The sequence below is a fragment of the Gaoshiqia sp. US2 genome, from assembly GCF_059705485.1.
In genome coordinates this window covers 386,912-402,503 of sequence record NZ_AP048550.1, presented here as the reverse complement: position 1 = coordinate 402,503, position 15,592 = coordinate 386,912, and the positions used below count along the sequence as shown (strand labels likewise).

Genomic DNA, 15,592 nt, shown 5'->3' with positions numbered 1-15,592 from the left:
CTGAATGCGATTTGTATATCTACTCGGGGTTCATCTTTTTGTTTCTTCTTATGCTGATTATTCCTCTTTTTTTGCATTCCAGATTAGCAGGGTCAGAATGACAGACAAGGCTGCGGACCCGATCCAAAACCACATTACCGTTGAAAAATCATAAGAGGTAATGCCATTGGTAATGGTTTTACTATCCTGAATGGTAAAGCCGCTGACGATGTCCTGGATGGCCGCACCAATGTAGCTGGCCATGCCAATTACCCCAAGTGCAGCACCCGATGCTTTTTTCGAGGCGATGTCAACTGCCATTAACCCGCCGAGGTAGCAAATCAAAGCTCCAATTGCAATTCCAAAAATAACCATGCTTGCCGCGTCAATCCAAGGCATCCCTTGAGGCGAAAGCAGGAAAAGAGATAGGCCGGTAACATTCATCAGTCCATAAATCAGTACCGGGATATTCCGGCTTCCTTTAAAAAATCTATCTGATATCCACCCGGAACTGATCGTCCCGAGGATACCGCAAACCGAACTGATGGATACCACCGAACTTGCTTCGATGGTGGTGTATCCTTTTTCAGACTGAAGGAAAAAGATGCCCCAGCTGTTTACTGCATAACGCGAAATATACATGAATGCGCTGGCAAGGGCAAGAATCCAGATGGCCGGGTTGCGGATGGCTTCTTTCTGGTATGCCCCAATACTTTTCCCTTCTTTTTCTGAGTGGTGGGCAACTTCGCCTTTGTATTCAGCAATAGGAGGCAGACCACAGCTTCCGGGCGTATCGCGCATGAAAAGAAGGATAATTACGACCCCCAGTATTCCAATGAGACCCGAGCCAATAAACCCGGCCTGCCATCCAAAATAACTTACAATAATTGCCGTCACGATAAAAGTGAGCGACTCGCCGATGTTGTGGCTCGAGCTCCACAACCCGTAAAAAGTCCCCCGTTCCTTGTTGCTATACCAGCGGGAAAGGCCGACAACACAGGCTGGAGACCCCATTGACTGGGTCCAGCCATTAACTCCCCATAAAACAACAAACACAATAAAAGCATGGGTAAATCCCAAGAGCAGGTTGGCTAATGCTGAAACAAAAAGCCCTATGGCCAGGAACCGACGGATATTACTGCGGTCGGCTAAAAAACCGTTGGCAAGTTTCCCAACAGCATAAGCTACAAACAACGCGGATCCCATGATCCCCAGTTCTGATTCGGACAATACCCCGCTATCGACAATTGGTTTTTTTATAACATTCAGGCTCAGTCGGCATACATAATACAAACCATACCCAATCGTTGCCGAAAAAAATATAGACCAGCGGAGCCGCTTGTAACGTTTTTTGATTTCTTCAGGATCGCTTAAGGATTCAATATCCCAGGGCAAACGCATTTAAAAAAGTTTGGTTTAAGCCATAAGCTCCTGCCGAGGAGCTTGGTTTCCTCATAACTCTTCATTATGTTTGAATGATTAATATTTTTGAAAGGCGGGTTTTGCATGTTGTAAATGGCCCGCCTTTCGTTTTGCTAATATACTAAATATCTGTTGATTAGTTACATGATTGGATAAAAAATTTGCCAGTTTTGCTATATTAATAAGAAGACAGAAGAACAAATTTCAGAAGCATGGAAGAGTTCGCTTTTCCACCAGATTTTCAGCAAGGTGAGCGAACCAAGAAGGACAAACAGGGGTAATTTCCGGCACCAGTTGCATGACATCCTGTTGCTGGTACTGTCCGCCGTTTTGTGCGGAATGGACGAATGGGAGGAAATCGCGGACTTTGGCCTGGAACAGCAGCATTGGTTGCGCAAGTACGGCTCTTTTGTTTATGGCATTCCCTCGCACGACACGCTTAACCGGGTTTTTTCGGCCATTGACCCAGTTGAGTTTTCGGCCTGTTTTTCCCAGTGGGCCAACAGTTTGCGGGCTCAATGCGACCAGGAGGTGGTTGCTATTGATGGCAAGCGCATGTGCAACTCCCATTATTTAACCAATCCGGCGATACACGTGGTCTCTGCTTTCGCCACCCAAAACGGGCTGTGCCTGGGACAGGTAGCCACTCAGGAGAAAAGCAACGAGATCACGGCCATTCCCCAACTGCTTTCTCTCCTGGATGTCAAAGGGTGCATCGTGACCATTGATGCAATGGGCTGCCAAAAGAACATTGCCTCGAAAATATTAAAACAGGGGGCCGATTATATTCTTGCAGTCAAAGGCAACCAGCCGTCGCTCGAAGAAGGTATTTCTGGATACAATCCGGTTCAATAAATCCATCAGTTCCGATGTAGATGTTGATTGCGGGCATGGCCGGATCGAAACCCGCGAATGCTCTGCGTACAGCAACCTTGAGATGATCGAAGGCGCGGATCAATGGGAAGGGCTGAAAACAATTTTCCGGATCGATTCTCAAAGGGTTATCAAGTCAACCGGAGAAACTTCCCGGCAAACAAGATATTACATATCAAGTCTGGAAGCCCAGGCAAAACAGTTCAACACCTGGACACGCAACCACTGGGCTATCGAGAACAACCTGCATTGGACTTTGGATGTAGTCTTTGGCGAAGATCAATCCAGAAAAAGAAAAGGTTATGCCGCCCAGAATTTTAACACCATACGAAAAACAGTCATGGCTTTGCTGGTAAACGAGCAACATTGGAAAGCCAGCAAAAAGAGAAAAAGATCAAAAGCTTTACAGAACGAAAAATACAGGGAAACTTTACTCAAAATTTAAATGCGTTTGCCCTGTGCCTTGACAACTTTTGATTGGCTATTCAATTTTTTATTCGTATTTTTCATCCTGAAAGTGATTGTTTTTTGCATTAATCTTTGTTTATAACAACTTGAAGATAAGCAATTAACATCACTTTTTCTAATTTTTATTTTAGATTTTTAAGTACTAATTATTTACGGATGAAAAATAACAGTCCAATTAATGTCTGGAATGAATTCATTCGTGATGGTGATCAGGATGCATTAGCCCAGGTATATTTCCATTACTATAATCAACTGGTTACCTATGGAATGAAACATACATCAGATATTCAGGTTGTTGAAGATTCGATACAAAATCTATTTATCAGCCTGATAAAATACAGGAGGAATATTTCTGATGTAGAAGACTTGCCCAAATACTTCCTTAGCTCATTCAGACGACAACTATTCATAGAGATTGATAAAAAAAGAGATACAATTCCAACTGAAGAGATTCCGGAAGAACAGTTTGAATATTATAAAAGTTATGAAGACAGTGGATTTAACGATACGGATAATCTTGAACGGGTCTATTCCGTTGTTTATGAATGTATCAGAAAACTGCCATCTAGGCAGCAGGAAATTATCTTTCTACGATTTGATAACGGGGTCTCCTACGAAGAGATTTCAGAAATATTGAATATTTCAGTTGAATCTTGTTATAAAACCGTTTACCGTTCCATAAAAACCATCAGGATGGAAGCGGAAAAAATTCTGGGGAGAGATGGAAATATTTTCCTTTTTTTTCTGTATCGTTTGGTGCAATTGCACTGATGTTGTGTTTTTTATGGATATGAACATCTTTCAAAAACCGCCCGTCATTTAAGCCTGATCCATTTTTTTTCAAAAAAGGTTCATTTTTCATGTCCAGATTTTTCGATTTTTCTCTCTTTAATAATAGTAGGAGAGAGTAAAAATATGGACACAAAGTTTTTAGAAACATATACTGCCGATGATTTCGTTCTCGATGACGACTTTAGGGAAATCGTTTCACATGGAGATATTGAACGACTAATTGAAAGTATACCCGAAAAGGAAAAAGAGATCAGACTTGCTGCAAAATTAGTCGATTGCCTGCATTCACCTGAATTTGAACAACCAAAGAAAAGACAACAGGAACTTTGGCAACAAATTGTTCACAAACAAATTAGCCGAAAACGTTTTTTGTATTTTAAATACGCGGCCTCACTCCTTTTACTGATTGGACTGGGAAGCGCAATTTTTTATATCAGCACTTTAAAAGAAGAGGAGAAAGTAATTGTAACAAATACTCCCCATTCCGACGACGCCTTGCTTATATTGGCAAATGGAAAAACGATTTCAATAGACAGCAAACAATCGTCAATTGAATATTCTCCTGATGGCTCTAAGGTTATAGTAAACGATACTTCAGTGGTCGCTCAATCATTCTCAGGTCAGGCGCAATCCGATCAAATGATAGTTCCTTTTGGGAAACGTTCATTCATTACGCTTTCAGAAGGAACAAAGGTTTGGCTTAACTCCGGATCCAAATTAATTTTTCCACCTGTATTTACCGGGAAAACCCGGGAGGTTTTTTTGGAAGGGGAAGCGTTTTTTGAAGTTGCTAAAAATGCGGAAAGACCGTTTATAGTGAAAACAGGCGCTTTTGGGGTGAAAGTTTACGGAACCAAGTTTAATGTACAGGCCTATCAGGGGGATAATAGTTCTCAGGTTGTTTTAGCTGAAGGTAAAGTAAGCCTGAATTTGAATAAGAATCTGTCAGAGGAAGTTTTTTTAACCCCTAACCAAAAAGCGTCCATTTCAAAAAATGAAGAAAAGTTTGAAATCACGAATATTGAGAACATAGAAATTTATACAGCATGGGTTAACGGATACCTGACCTTTGCCGATGCTGAAATTTCTGATGTATTAAAACGTATTTCGCGTTATTATAATGTTGAGATTTCCGTTGAATCATCCGAAAACATTGAAAGAGTATATGGCAAACTAGACCTGAAAGATGATCTGGAAAGGGTATTGGATGGCATAGCATTCATTTCAAAAACTAAATATTTCAAAAAAGGCAATAAATATGTGTTTATGAATAAATAAAAAAACCGGGCGATGCTACCAACATTACCCGGTAAATCATGCCCTCAGGGCAAAATTAGTTATTGATTAAAACAGTTCAAACTTATGGAAAAAAAATCAATTATTCAATCTTCCTGGAAAAGGAAGAGGTTGAATGTAATTTTGTTGAAGATGAAACTACTAACCATTCTGATTTTTATTGGGTCGGTTGCCTTATCGTCCAATACCTATTCTCAGAAAATGAGAATTGATCTTCATCTGAAAAATTCTTCACTTACCAAGATTTTAAACTCAATTGAGCAGCAAAGTGAGTTTATTTTTATTTACAACAAAAATGTGTTTAATTCCGACTTAAGAAAAAGCATTTCGGTAAAAGAAGAGACAATCGACAATATCCTGAATATTGTATTTCAGAATATTGATGTTACTTACAAAATTGACGACAGGCAGATTTTTCTTTACAAGGAGGAGGGTAACCAGTTAAAAAATATAGAAAATCCTCTGGTCCCTGATCAGCCCCAAAAGAAAAACCTCAAAGGAAAGGTGACCGATGCAAAAGGAGAACCTATTCCTGGTGCTACTATTATCGTAAAAGGCACTACCATCGGAACAATAACCGATTTTGATGGGAATTTTACCCTTGATGTTCCGCTTGATGCCAAAGTTCTGGCCATTTCATTTGTAGGCTTCAAAGCTCAGGAAATTCCGATCAGCAATAAAACGAGCTTCTCTGTCATTCTTGAAGAAGAAACAGTAGGCATTGAAGAAGTGGTTGCGGTTGGGTATGGCCAGCAAAAGAAAATGACCGTTACCGGTTCAATTTCTTCGGTAGGTGGTGAACAGTTAGTACAATCACCTGTGGCAAACATAAGTAACTCACTCGCTGGCCGTGCCTCCGGGGTTCTTGCTGTGCAGCGCTCCGGCGAACCGGGCCAGGACCAGGCTGAAATACGAATCCGTGGCGTTGGTACATTTTCCGGATCACGGGATCCGCTTATTCTTGTGGATGGAATTGAAACTGCAAATTATAACAATATCGACCCTAACGAGATTGCGAACATATCCATTCTTAAAGATGCTTCTTCAACCGCTGTATATGGGGTTAGGGGCGCCAATGGTGTTATACTGATAAATACTAAAAGAGGAAAAGTAGGAAGGCCAAAGATAAGCTATTCATCCAACATTGCAGCCACCACAATAACCGATTACAGGGAGAGGATGGGCGCCGTTGATTATACATCCCTTTATAACGAAGCGTTGAAATACGATTCGTACATCTCGGGTGTTTATCAGCAGTTTTTTACCGATGAAGAGATTGAACTGTACCGAAACCAGACCGACCCCATTTTTTATCCTGATGTCGATTGGATGAAAATGATGTATAAAGACTGGTCGATACAGCAACAGCACAACCTGAATATCAGAGGTGGCACCGATTTGGTAAAATATTTCGTTTCGCTCGGATTGTTTGAGCAAGAAGCACAATTTAATAATACCAATTTGCAAAAAGACTTTTTCGACCAGCAAACCGTTTTTTCAAGATATAATTTCCGTTCCAATTTCGATTTTAATGTTACCAAACGGTTAACGGCCAAATTTAATGTGTCAGCCAAGGTGGAGAACAAACGGGGGATTAATGCTGACGACGTTACTGGCATAGTAAGGGCAATAAGCCTGGCTAACCCGATTGGAACCCCTGCTTTAGTGGATGGCAATTTTGTAACCATTCCGTCCGGGAAAGTAACTTTTATTAATCCTTTTGAAGGCCTTTATAACGGCCATCGCAAAACCTACCGGAATTATATAGAGGGTTCGTTCCGGCTTGATTATGATTTAGGTTTTGTTACTAAGGGGCTAACAACACATGGCATGATCTCTTTCGAAAACTTCAACATGTATTATGTGAACTATTTTAAGCCCAGAGAGAAGTATACTGCCGTAAAAAACGAACAAAACGAAACGATATTGCTTTCCAGTTACGAGGATGACGCTTTTTCTACCAATACAGGAAGCGGCAAAAACAGGCAGACGTATGCTGAAATGGGGGTTAATTATGCCCGTACTTTTGGAAACCACAGTGTTTCGGCAATGGTTTTATACAACCAACAGAAAAAGTTCAATCCTTCGTACGAGTTTATGATCCCCATCGGTTACCAGGGTTTGGTGGGCAGGGTTACCTACGATTACAAGAACCGGTATTTAGTGGAATACAACGCGGGTTACAACGGGACAGAGAATTTTGCCCCCGGCAAACGGTTTGGGTACTTCCCGGCTTATTCTCTGGGATGGGTTCTCTCCGAAGAATCATTCTTTCCCAAAAATGATATCATTTCTTTCGTAAAAATACGTGGTTCATATGGGGAAGTGGGGAACGACAAGATTGGCGGTAAGCGGTTCCTTTACCTCCCTAGCGCTTATACCTATTCTTCAGGAACGCAGGTTCCAAACGTCGCCTACTATTGGGGCGAAGTGGGTACCACGGCATCAGCATACGGCGGGGCATGGGAGGGGAAGCTCGGAAATCCCGAAGTTACATGGGAGCGGGCCAGAAAATCGAATGCTGGTATTGAACTCACTTTATTTAAAGATAAAATAAGGATTATTGCCGACGTATTTAAGGAAAAACGCGACAATATCCTGATGACCCCGAAGACAGCGCCAATCCTTAACGGATTGGCCGATTACCTTCCCGCTGTCAACATGGGGAAAGTGGACAACCATGGCTTTGATGGTGAGATAAGCTACAACGGAAAAATCAAAACCTTTAATTACTGGATAAAAGTCAACGGTACATATGCGAAGAATACCATTGTTTTCCAGGACGAGATTCCTAACCCGTATCCTTACCAGATGAGGACAGGGCAGGCCATTGGCCAGTATTACGGTTTCGTTTCAACCGGATTATACAACAGATGGGAAGATGTTAACGATGCATACCGGCCATTTTATACCGATCAGAACAACCTTATTCAACCCGGGGTTGTTAAATTAAAAGACATTAATGGCGATGGCGTTATTAATAATTTTGATACGGCTCCCATCGGTTATCCCTTTTCCCCTGAGATTAACTACGGGGTGTCGTTAGGAGGTGAATACAAAGGCTTCGACTTTTCATTCCTGTTTCAGGGGGCTTCCAACGTAACATTTATCGGATCAGACAAGCATATCTTTGGCTGGAATACCTGGTCGTCGACCAACGAATACCTTAAAAACAGCTGGAGTTTGGAACGGTATCAACAAGGGCTTCCCATCTATTTCCCGCACTTGAATGCTTTCGGCGGGCCAAGCACCATAAATAGACTTGGCAGCAGTTATTTTGCTGAAGATGCCAGCTATGTACGCCTGAAAAATGCTGAAATCGGCTACAGGTTCGATGGTTTACTTTTTATGAAAAAATTAGGTGTGGATAATGCAAGGATTTATGTGAACGGTTCGAACCTCTGGACCTGGGCTTATGGGGGTATGGGGAAAAGGTATCCCGGCGTAGATCCTGAAGACCGTCCATTCGTTGGGAGCGAAGGAGGCCAGCCCGCCAATACCGAACCTTACCCCAGAATGTCGGTTGTGAACCTGGGAATCAATCTTAACTTCTAAAAAAATAGACGATCATGAAAAAACACATTATATTTCTTTTATTGATAGGCTTGTTGTTTGCCTTAACTACATCATGCGAAAGTATGTTTGGCGATTATCTTGACAAAGGTCCGGGTGTGGATGTGACCGAAGATACCATCTTCTCCTCCAAAGCACAGGCAGATCTTTTCCTCGCCGCCACTTATGAGCAGGCTTTATATTCTCCCTTTTGGGATACCAAATATAAAAATGGAAGCCAGTGGATTATGAACGATATTTATGACGTCATGCCTATTTGGTCGTGTTATACCGATGAAGGAGAACATCAGGCTCCCTGGTTTTTTTCCAATATAGTTAATAGTGGAACGTTGAACGTGACAGGAAGAAACGTTTATGACTGGGGGTACTCATTTCGCTGGACAGCCGTGCGGATGGTGCATACCTTATTGGAACGCATAGATAATGTGCCAGATGCCGATGAAACCTATAAAACACAGATAAAAGCACAGGCCCGTTATATGCGTGCAGAACTGAATTTTGATATGTTTCGCAGGTATGGCGGGATTTCAATAGTGGACAGGCGGTTCGCCCCGAACGAGGTGGAAGAGATGAAAGTTAAACGTAGCAGTGTTGATTCCACTGTACAATTTATTGTTCAGGATCTTGATTTTGCCATTGCTAACTTGCCCGATGTTTATCCTTCTAATTTCCGTGGAAAAATTACTAAAGGTGCAGCACTGGGTTTAAAGTCACGCACGTTATTATTTGCTGCCAGCCCGCAATTCAATACTGCTACGCCTATTCTAAATATGGAAAACCCGGCCGATAACCGGTTGGTTTGTTACGGCAATTTCGATAAAAACCGTTGGCAAAAAGCTGCCGATGCTGCGAAGGCTGTTATCGACTGGGCGCCGGCAGGAGGTGTCCACTTAATAACAGACAAAGGGGTAGACAAGAACTACCGTTTTGTATGGGAACAGCCCGATAATGCCGAAATTATCCTTGCAAATAAACAATCCAACGGGGTGAAAAAACAGCAAAATTTCTACGTGTACTGGATGTGTAGTCAGGTTGGAGGTCAGAAAGGTGTTCAACCTACCCAGAATTTTGTTGAAAGATACTACGACAAAAGAGATGGTACCCCACAGGACTGGCCAAACGCGGCGAACAATTTGAATGATAAATATGCCGAACTGGATTACCGTTTTTCCCAGACAATTGGCTACAATGGCTCTTACTGGAACAAAAACAGGGGCAACCTGGCTATGTACCTTGCTCCGCCCGCTCCGGCAGGCGCTCATTCTGCAGCGAATATAACCGGTTATTTTGTTAAAAAATTTATTCCTGATGCCGCAAATGCTGTTTGGTCAAATGAAACGAATGCAGTTGTCGTTAACTATCCCCGTCAGCGGTTGGCGGAGTTTTATCTGAACTATGCCGAAGCGCTGAACGAAGCTCAGGGGCCTGTTGCCGCCGCTTATGAAGCAGTTAATACCATTCGTGCCCGCTCGGGGATGCCACCACTGCCGGCAGGACTCTCACAGGATGAATTCCGCGAAAGGATAAGGAAAGAGCGTGGTACTGAAATGGCTTTCGAAGGCCATCACTTTTGGGACATCCGCCGCTGGTTAGCTGGCGAAGAGTTATGTTCCGGGCCATTTTACGGCTTAAAAATCTATAAGAACTTACCGATTACCACCCCGTTGACATTCCGCTACGAAAAGTATGTGTTTGAACAGCGTGTCTGGAAAAGTAAATTCTACCTGAACTACCATACTACAGATCAGATAAATCTGGGCTATGTGGTACAAAATCCTGGTTGGTAATTGTAATCCTAAAAAAATGAAATTTATGACATCAAAATATATTCGAAAATATTCACACATCCTTATTCTCGGAGTTATTCTTCCGGGGTTGTGTTTTGCCCGGAAGGAGAATGGGGATACGTTGTTTGTGAAAAATGAAAAGCAAAAGATGGTCAACATCGGTTACGGCGCTCAACCAGAATGGATGGTTGCCGGATCGGTTTCTTCGGTTGACGGTAACAAACTTCAAAAAAGTTTTACATCCGATCTGGGAAATACTTTATTTGGCAGGTTAGGTGGTCTTACGGTTATGCAGGGAGGTGGTGAGCCCGGCTTACAATCCCCAACATTGCGTATCCGGGGTTTGAATACTTTTGGCGATGGTAAAGGGGTACTGGTAATTGTTGATGGTTACGAACTTCCAATCGGGCAATTGGATCCCGAAGAAGTAGGGTCGGTAGTGGCGTTGAAAGATGCCGCCGCAACGGCAATCTACGGGAGCAAAGGCGCCAATGGCGTATTGCTGGTTACTACCAAACGCGGGCAAACCGGCCCGTTGAAAGTAAGCCTTAATGTACAACACGGGTACAGCAGCGCCACCCGGTTGCCCCAATTTCTCGGTTCGTTTGATTATGCAAAGCTCTATAATGAAGCGCTGGTTAACGATGGTAAACCCGAACTGTACAGCGCTTCCGATCTGGAAGCATATCGTACCGGGGGCGACCCCTATTTTTACCCCGATGTAAATTGGTACAATGAGGTGTTGCGCAAATCTGCCCCAATGACTAAATATAATTTAAACTTCAATGGAGGAAATGAAGTAGTCAAGTATTTCGTATTGCTGAATGTTTTGAGAGAAGATGGTTTATATAAAAAAACCGAAGATTTATCCGGTTTCTCTATTAATTCGAAATATCAACGTTTTAATTTCAGATCAAATGTCGATCTGAACATTTCGGACAGACTATCTGCACATTTCACTTTAGGTGGGACCATTGAAGACAAATCAAATCCTGCCGCAAATTCAACCCGGGGTATTTTCAATACGATGGCCATTGTTCCTCCAAATGCTTTTCCCGCCTACAACCCCAACGGAACACTAGGTGGTACTAACCTTTATTCCAACCCGCTCGGTGATATTCTTCAAACTGGCATGTACACCTCAAACGGAAGGGTTTTTCAGGGATCATTCAAACTTACCGAACAGTTGGATATGATAACCAGAGGGTTAAGTATTTCTGCCCAGATCGCTTTCAATACTACATTTACCAGTTTGTCCAATAAATCGCGCACCTATGCCCGGTATTCTCTTTCAAAAAGCGGGACTGGTGAGACTGTTTACACCAAAATTGGTGAAAATACTTCGCTATCGGGCAGCGAAGGCCAGTCGGACCAATGGAGAAGTAGTGCACTCCGGGCTTTCTTAAACTATACCCGTAGTTTTGGGGACAACGACGTTGATGGGGTTTTATTTTTCAATACCAGCGATTATACACTTGGGGTTGGAGGCTTGCCTTACATTGACAGAGGAGTATTTGGCCGTTTTACGTATGCCAAAAGTAAAAAGTACATTGGTGAAATTTCTTTCGGTTACAATGCTACCGACAATTTTCCTAAAGATAGCCGATGGGGCCTCTTCCCTGCTGTTTCGCTGGGTTGGATAGTTTCGAACGAAAGTTTCCTGAACGAAAGTAATGTGGTTAATTATCTTAAACTGAAAAGTTCTTTCGGACTGGTTGGAAATGACCAAATTGGAGGTGATCGGTTTATGTTTTACGATAGTTGGGCTGGTGTTGGAGATTATTATTTCGGAACAGGAAATACCCGGACAGGATCGTATGGTGAAACTCAGATTGCCAATACGGATGTTACCTGGGAGAAACAAAAACAATTCAATATTGGTTTGGAAGCCACATTATGGAAAAACTTTGATGTTTCTTTCGACATCTTCAAACAAAACAGGTACGACATTTTAGCGCAGCCGAAAAAAGTCGTACCTGCTTTCCTGGGTTTAACGCTTCCTGCTTTGAACGTGGGCAAAGTTGAAAATAAGGGATTTGAGGCAATGTTAAGGTATAACTCAAATGATGCGAAAGATTTTAAATATTATGCGCAGATTGATGTTTGGTATGCAAAAAACACCATTGTTGATAATTCGGAAGCTGTTCAATTGTTCGATTACTTGTATCGTTCAGGACGTTCTATAAACCAGCCATTTGTTTTGGAAGCTATCGGTTTCTTTAAAGATCAGGCAGATATCGATGCCAGTCCGAAACAAATATTTGCTGAAGTACAGCCTGGCGACATAAAGTACAAAGATCAGAACAATGATGGCATTATCGACCAAACCGATTATTATCCGATTGGAAAAACAAATATACCGGAATTAACTGCTGCTTTAAGTACTGGCTTTAGTTACAAGGGATTTGATCTTGATGTATTATTCGAGGGGGCAACCAATCGAACAGCTTATCTGGGCGGAAATTACTTTGGAGCTTTTCAGAACAATGGGAAAGTATCGAAGATTGCACTAGGCCGTTGGACTGAATCTACTAAAGATATGGCAACCTATCCAAGATTGTCTTCTGAAAATAACCTGAATAATTATCAGCATTCTTCCTTTTGGCAGCGCGATGGTAGTTTTATAAAGCTTAGAAGTCTTGAAATGGGATATACATTGCCTGAATCTTTTATAGAAAAGATAGGCATTAGCAATGCCCGGATATATTTGAACGGTACAAACCTGTTTACGTTAGACAAATTGAAAGATTTTGAAAGGGCCAGTTCCGGATATCCATCGGTAAGGACTTATAGTTTAGGTTTGAAATTTCAGTTTTAAAATTCTTGGATCATCTTAAATCAAACAGAATGAAAATAAGAAATATATATCTATTAGGCGTTGCAATACTTATGATGTTCAGCGCTTGTGAAGACCTTGACCAGGAAGTCAGAACTACACTGTCTGCTGATCAGATTTACATTTCGTACGACCGAACAAAAACACACTTGTCCGGGGTATATTCTGCGCTTCCCAAAGGGTTTTTAACAGTTGGCGGCGCCATGCTGGCATCTGCTTCTGATGAGGCTGAACATACTAATGAAACTTCAGCTATTCAAAAGTTTAATGTAGGTTCATGGGGACCTTATGACAATCCGGATAATGTTTGGGGCAGCCTTTATACCGGAATTCGTCGTGCCAACAATTTTCTGGTTATGGCCGATAGTATTGACTGGAGTAATTATTTGAATTATCCGACTCCTGAAAACCAGGCTATATACCAATCACGGTTGGCAGAATCAATACGTTGGAAATATGAGGCCCGTTTTATAAGAGCTTATTACTATTTCGAGCTGGTAAAGCGTTACGGTGGTGTCCCGCTCTTAACAGATGCTTTGCCTTTTGACGTTGATATTTCAGGGATAAAAAGGAATACATTGTCAGAATGTATCCAGTTCATCACGAATGAATGCGATCAGGCAGCCAATGAATTACCTGTAACCTATGCGGCCAATGAAGATTTGGGAAGGGCTACAAAAGGCGCTGCGCTTGCATTGAAAAGCCGCACCCTGCTATATGCCGCCAGTGAATTGTTTAATAACCCATCGTGGGCAGGCGGATATTCGAATCCCGAATTGATTTCACTTACCGGTGACCGTGCAGCCAAATGGCAGGAAGCTGCCAATGCAGCAAAAGCTGTTGTCGATCCCGGTGTTTATTCACTGGGGACAGATTACGCGGCACTGTTCAAAACATTCAACAACCCTGAAATTATTTTTGTACGCAGGGATGGCGCCAGCAATTCGTTTGAAAAAGCAAACTACCCAATCGGGTACGATTTAGGGCGAAGCGGAACTGCTCCAACGCAAAACCTGGTTGATGCCTATGAAATGGCCAACGGGAAAGCAATTTCCGATCCCGAATCAGGTTATGATCCGCAAAATCCTTACGCCAACCGGGATCCGCGTTTGGCTATGAGCATTATTACCAACAACAGTAATTTTAAAGGCCGCCCGGTTGAGTGCTGGAAAGGGGGACTTGACGGAGAAGGTGTTCCACTTGCTTCAAAGACAGGTTATTATCTGAAAAAATATGTGGATGAGAACCTGAACTTGTTAACCGATAAAATTAGTGTTCATAGTTGGCATGTTTTCAGATTGGCCGAAATGTACCTTAACTATGCCGAAGCTTTGAATGAGGCTAACCCTGGGCATCCTGATATTAAGATGTATGTTGATAAGGTGCGACAGAGGAATGGAGTAAACATGCCCATTCTTCCAGATGGATTAAGCCAACAGGAGATGCGCGACAGAATTCGTAATGAACGTCGGGTTGAGCTGGCTTTTGAAGACCATCGGTTCTGGGATTTACGCAGATGGATGATCGCGTCTGATTACTTAAACATTCCTGTAATGGGAGTGGACATAACAAAAACTGAGACAGGAACATTTGTTTATCAGGTGAGAACTGTTGAAACCCGTGTGTTTCAGCAGAAAATGTATTTTTATCCTATTCCTCAGTCGGAACTCAATATCGCTAATGGGTGGGCACAAAATCCATTGTGGTAGTTTAACCAATTTAAAAATAAGAATTTATGAAAAAACTAATAAAAAACAGAACAAGCTTATTTGTCGCTCTGGGATTGATAATATTATCATTTTGGTCGTGCGAATATCGGGAGTTTGCCGACGCTGAATATCCGGATCAAAAAATATACATGCCGGCAGCCCTTTACAATAATTTCATGATTAATGCTGTACCTGAGGCCAGGGGAAGTTCTCCAACACCTGGTTTTCCCGAACGCTTTAAGGTGGATGTACAGGCAGGAAAATTTAATGTACTATTGGGGGTTTACCGTGCAGGTATTGATAATAAAGGAAGTTTTACAGTCAATATTGCAGTGAACACCGATACCATATCAAAGTTGCTCACCATTTCTGATGCTTTACCGTCCGAAACTATTCTTTTGCCAACTGATAAGTATTCGTTGGTTTCTACAGTTGAAATGAAAGACGGCGAAGAGTTGGCAAAATTTGATTTGGTGGTTGATCTGAATTTTCTCAAAAGTAACTCTCCGGATAAGAAATATGCTCTGGGTGTTGGGATATCAAGTACCGAACGTGAAGTTAATAAGGCGCTTGCAACCACTATTATTGTGATTGACACTAAAATAATGAAACCGACAGCGAATTTTACATCAGCTGTCAGCGGATCCGATTCAAAGCAAATAAAATTCACCAATACATCTGTTTATGGGGTGGGTTACTCCTGGGATTTTGGCGATAACAGTTCTGCTTCAACCGAAAAGTCACCAAGTCATACCTATACTGCAGCAGGTACTTACAATGTAACCCTGACAACCATTGGTATCACCGGTGAGGCTGATAAATCGGTTTTTTCTGCTTCAGTTGTTGTTAAATGATAA

The 15,592-nt window shown here is 42.1% G+C and carries 10 protein-coding genes; 9 read left to right on the top strand and 1 reads right to left on the bottom strand.

The genetic code is table 11. The features are described from left to right. Positions 1-57: 57 nt before the first annotated feature. Positions 58-1,380, bottom strand: a complete 1,323-nt coding sequence (locus AC6H3C_RS01595) for an MFS transporter (RefSeq protein ID WP_497518814.1) — start codon at positions 1,378-1,380, stop codon at positions 58-60. Positions 1,381-1,560: 180 nt separating this feature from the next. Here AC6H3C_RS01595 and AC6H3C_RS01590 point away from each other — a divergent pair, with 180 nt between their 5' ends. The 9 genes from AC6H3C_RS01590 to AC6H3C_RS01550 all read left to right on the top strand — a co-directional run bounded on the left by AC6H3C_RS01590 (position 1,561) and on the right by AC6H3C_RS01550 (position 15,589). Next, positions 1,561-2,256: an ISAs1 family transposase gene (locus AC6H3C_RS01590; protein WP_497521241.1), complete on the top strand. Its 696-nt coding sequence runs from the start codon at positions 1,561-1,563 to the stop codon at positions 2,254-2,256. Then, complete coding sequence (locus tag AC6H3C_RS01585; protein WP_497518812.1) at positions 2,192-2,719, top strand: ISAs1 family transposase; 528 nt, start codon at positions 2,192-2,194, stop codon at positions 2,717-2,719. The genes AC6H3C_RS01590 and AC6H3C_RS01585 overlap by 65 nt, the downstream gene beginning before the upstream one ends. 179 nt (positions 2,720-2,898) lie before the next feature. Then, positions 2,899-3,513, top strand: coding sequence for an RNA polymerase sigma factor (locus tag AC6H3C_RS01580; RefSeq protein WP_497518811.1), 615 nt, complete (start codon positions 2,899-2,901; stop codon positions 3,511-3,513). Between the two features lie 144 nt (positions 3,514-3,657). After that, positions 3,658-4,812, top strand: coding sequence for a FecR family protein (locus tag AC6H3C_RS01575; RefSeq protein WP_497518810.1), 1,155 nt, complete (start codon positions 3,658-3,660; stop codon positions 4,810-4,812). 150 nt (positions 4,813-4,962) lie between these two features. Then, a complete protein-coding gene (locus tag AC6H3C_RS01570; protein WP_497518808.1) occupies positions 4,963-8,385 on the top strand; it encodes a TonB-dependent receptor in 3,423 nt (1,140 codons plus the stop codon). A 14-nt stretch (positions 8,386-8,399) separates the two neighbouring features. Further along, entirely contained in the window at positions 8,400-10,190 is a 1,791-nt protein-coding gene (locus AC6H3C_RS01565; protein WP_497518807.1) for a RagB/SusD family nutrient uptake outer membrane protein, read from the top strand. 25 nt (positions 10,191-10,215) lie between these two features. Continuing rightward, positions 10,216-13,008, top strand: coding sequence for a SusC/RagA family TonB-linked outer membrane protein (locus AC6H3C_RS01560; RefSeq protein ID WP_497518806.1), 2,793 nt, complete (start codon positions 10,216-10,218; stop codon positions 13,006-13,008). A gap of 29 nt (positions 13,009-13,037) precedes the next feature. After that, positions 13,038-14,735, top strand: coding sequence for a RagB/SusD family nutrient uptake outer membrane protein (locus tag AC6H3C_RS01555; RefSeq protein ID WP_497518805.1), 1,698 nt, complete (start codon positions 13,038-13,040; stop codon positions 14,733-14,735). 26 nt (positions 14,736-14,761) lie between these two features. Continuing rightward, on the top strand, positions 14,762-15,589 hold the full coding sequence (locus tag AC6H3C_RS01550; RefSeq protein WP_497518804.1) for a PKD domain-containing protein: 828 nt from the start codon (positions 14,762-14,764) through the stop codon (positions 15,587-15,589). Positions 15,590-15,592: the final 3 nt, after the last annotated feature.